Source organism: Synechococcus sp. R6-7 (assembly GCF_047461695.1).
Taxonomy (GTDB): domain Bacteria; phylum Cyanobacteriota; class Cyanobacteriia; order Thermostichales; family Thermostichaceae; genus Thermostichus.
The window spans coordinates 1-3,640 of sequence record NZ_JANSHS010000465.1 but is presented as its reverse complement, the minus strand read 5'-3'; the positions used below and the strand labels follow the sequence as shown (position 1 = coordinate 3,640).

Here is a 3,640-nt window from a genome sequence, read left to right as displayed (position 1 = left end):
GTGGGGTTGCAGGCCGATGAAGAAGATGGCCGGCTCAACTTTGTCGCGGCCAAAAATGGCTTCCAGCTCGCGGTGATACCGTACTGTTTGCCGAATGGTTTCCGGTCGCTCGTCGATAACATTAAAGGAGTAATTGACCGAAACCAGGTCGTTAAATCCTGCCTGTTTGAGGTAGCGGCAACTCTCCAGTACCGTGCGCAGGTTATAGCCCATGCGCATTTTGCGCACCAGCTCCTGGGATCCGCTGGTGATGCCGATCTCGAAGTAGCTCATGCCAGTTTTCACCATGAGCTCGGCCAGCTTTGGGGTGAGGTTGTCGGCCCGAATATAGGCAGCCCAACGAATATCGGTCATGCCGGCATCAAGGATTTTCTGCAGCAATTCCTCCGCATCCTCAATGTAGCGGCGGGCAGGGATAAACTGGGCGTCAGTAAACCAAAAGTTTCGCACTCCTCGCTCGTACAACTGCATCATTTCTCGGATCACCTCATCCACAGGGTTGAGGCGCACCTGCTTGCCTTCGATGACGGTGTAGATGCAGTAGCAGCAGTTGTGGGGGCAGCCGCGCTTGGTTTGTACCCCAATGTAAAAGTCGCCCCCTTCTAAGTAGTAGTCAATTTCCGGCCAAATGGCGGTGATGTAGGTGTAATCACAGGCGGTTTTTTGCAGAGGTTGGGGCGGCTCGTGGATCAAACCTGGGCGAGGTTGCTCCAGCTTGGCCCGATAGCAGCGCTCTGTGGCTAGGCTTTGCCCTTGGATGACTTTTTCCAGCAGCGTTTCTCCTTCCCCCACCGAGATGATGGTGCCTTGGGGCAGGTAGCGGCCCAATTGTTCGTAGAAGACGCTGACTGCCCCACCCCCCAACACCGCTTCAGCGTGAGGTTTGTAGCGCCTGGCTCTGCGGATCCCCTGCCAGACCAGCCGGGTGTTGCGCCAAATCTCGCCATAGTAGGCCAGCACCAGCCTGAGGCTATTCAGGGATCCCCGCAATTTTTTCAGGGGGTTGCGGGCGTAGAAAAACTCAAAAGAGTGTTGCAGTAGATTGCCGGCCCGCCCGTTCACCGGCGCATAGACTTGAATATCCCGCCAAGAGAAAACCAGCAAATCCGGCTGAAACTGGTCGATCTGCTCCAGCATGCGGCGGCGAAAATCTAGGGGCGGAAAGGTGCCCATATCGAAGATGCGCTGCTCAACTTGGGGGAACAGCTTGTGGACATGATCGGCCAAATAAACCACCCCAATGGGAAAAATGGGGTTGCAGGGCAGCCGTACATAAAGGATTTTTTGAATCTTCAGGTGCGAGGCCATACAACCTGAGAGCTTACTTTACATCTCTTCACTCACTCTAGTCGGTTTTTGAGGGGCGCGGCGGCAGGGATCCAAAAGGGACAAGGATAAGCTAAAGCTGAAACAACCAGCAGGGTCAGACCTGAGGAGGGGATATGGCTCCAGAGCGCCCAATTTGGCGCCAGCGCTATCGGCCAGAGCGGCGATTGAGCAAGCGCAGCGGCAGACACACCTATCTGGCCCAGGATTTGCTCACCTCGGAGCAGGTTGTGATCAAGCTGCTGCTCTTTGGGCCAGACTTTGATTGGGCCGACCTGAAGCTGTTCGAGCGGGAAGCCCAGATCCTGCAGACCCTCTCCCATCCGGCCATTCCCCAATACCGCGACCACTTCGAGGTTAGCTTTGAGGGAGGACGGGGCCTGGCCCTGGTGCAAACCTACATCGACGCCCCCTCTTTGCAGGAGTGGATGGAGCAAGGGCGGCGCTTTGCCGAGCCGGAGGTGCGGGAGCTGGCGCAAAAGTTGCTGCGCATTCTCGTCTACCTGCACGAACTCCATCCCCCCGTCATTCACCGGGATCTCAAGCCCAGCAACATTCTCTTGGGATCCGACCAGCAGGTGTATCTGGTGGACTTTGGTTCGGTTCAGGCGGCTGCCCCCCGGGAGCAGGGATCCTACACCGTGGTGGGGAGCTACGGCTACATGCCCCTAGAGCAATTTGGCGGCAGAACCGTGCCCGCTTCCGACCTCTACAGCCTGGGTGCCACCCTAATCCACCTGCTCACCGGCCAACACCCGGCGGATCTGCCCCAGGAGGGAGCCCGGATTGTGTTCGAGCAAGCGGTGCAACTGAGCCCGCCCTTTCGCGACTGGCTGCGGTGGATGACGGAGCCTCTGGTGGCGAATCGTCCCGCTTCCGCCCGGCAGGCCCTGGAGGCGCTGGAGCATTTGGATCGTCGTCCCGCCTTGATTCCCTCAGACGCAGCAGCAGTCCCTCCTCGACAGCCAGCAGGCAGCCGGATTCAACTGCACAAGTCCGAACAGACCTTTCAGGTGGTGATCCCGGCCCGGCAAACCGGTGTTTTGGCGTTGCTGCCTTTCGCCATCGCTTGGAACTCCGTCATCACCTTTTCCACGATCATATCGGTTGGGCATGCGCCTTTTCCGGCCAATCTGTTGTTTGGCCTATTGATCCTGCCCTTCTGGACGGTGGGGTTGGGGATGGTGGGCGGGATCCTCTACGGTCTATTCGGCAAAGTCCACCTACGGATCGACACAAAATACATTCGCCTGGTTTACGAGGTGTTTGGCCTGCGCTTTCGCAGAGTTCCCCCCAGTCGGCGATGGGATATTGACCGGCTAGAGCTGATCCCATGCCAAAGCCCACAGTTGAACATCTGGGCGGGCAACCGCAAATACGAGTTGGGAGCGGGGATCCCTTTGCAGGAGCCAGAGCTGGAGTGGTTGGCCTCGGAACTAAGCCGTTGGCTGAAGATCCCAGTTGAACGGCAAAAGGTGTAGTCGTTAGGTTTTTTGCATTTAGTTATGATAAGGACAGTTTTTGGGTAAGGTCTGATGAGTTATCTTGCTGCAGATCACAGCAAATAAAATAGCAAAAAATTATAGCTTTCCTGAAAACAGAATCCAGATCCACATCGGCAAAGAGGCAGGATGCAAACAGTTTATCCAAGGCCTGCTGTAATAGCTCGCTCTGGATCCCCGTGGCGCTACCTCCCAAAAAGATATGGAAAATGATACACCAGAGATTCCATCGCTGGAGTTGCTTGGGAGTTTGGGAAAGACCCTGACTTAGAGCATCTTATCCTTGACTCAACTGTCGTTCGTGCTCACCCCTGGGCAGCCGCAAAAAAAGGGGAGCAAGCTTTGGGGAGGAGTCGAGGTGGATACAGCACTCAGATCCATGTGAGTGTGGATGGTTTGGGGAAGCCGTTAGTGTTTAGAATCACAGCAGGGCAAAGCAGGATATTACCCAAGCAGAGGCATTACCAGAGAGTTGGCAAGAAGAGCATACGAAGGTGATAGGGGATAAGATTCTCAGGAATTCAGGGAGAGGATAGACAAGGGAAGGCCGGGTGCTGATTCCTTCTAAGAGGAATAGGAGGGTGGTGGGAGATTTGACCGGCACGTTTACAGGGAGAGGCATTTAGTCGATAAAAGATTTTTTTACGATTTAACACGAATTGCTATATTGGTGCTTGTGCTGAGAATTATCTGGCCAAATTGCTGTGGCTAAAGTTTAAGGGTATATGTGGCAAGCGTGGCTTCTGAGTCAGTGGGGGGTGGCACTCTGGCTCAACCTGGCTCTGGTGGTGCTGGGTCTGCTGAGCCCTCAG

Annotated in this window: 2 protein-coding genes and 1 pseudogene; 2 read left to right on the top strand and 1 reads right to left on the bottom strand. The window is 55.4% G+C overall.

From position 1 onward, the window contains the following. The coding region (locus NW815_RS12810) for a photosystem II high light acclimation radical SAM protein (RefSeq protein WP_414416086.1) at nt 1–1,308 on the bottom strand (1,308 nt) is incomplete at its 3' end. 134 nt (nt 1,309–1,442) lie between these two features. Between NW815_RS12810 and NW815_RS12805 the strand changes: the two genes are divergently transcribed. Beyond that, the gene (locus NW815_RS12805) at nt 1,443–2,807 is read left to right on the top strand and encodes a serine/threonine protein kinase (protein WP_414389984.1); all 1,365 of its coding nucleotides are present in this window, start codon (nt 1,443–1,445) and stop codon (nt 2,805–2,807) included. A gap of 98 nt (nt 2,808–2,905) precedes the next feature. Then, nucleotides 2,906–3,480 (top strand): annotated as a pseudogene (locus NW815_RS12800) (IS5 family transposase); the annotation flags it as partial. Nucleotides 3,481–3,640 lie beyond the last annotated feature (160 nt).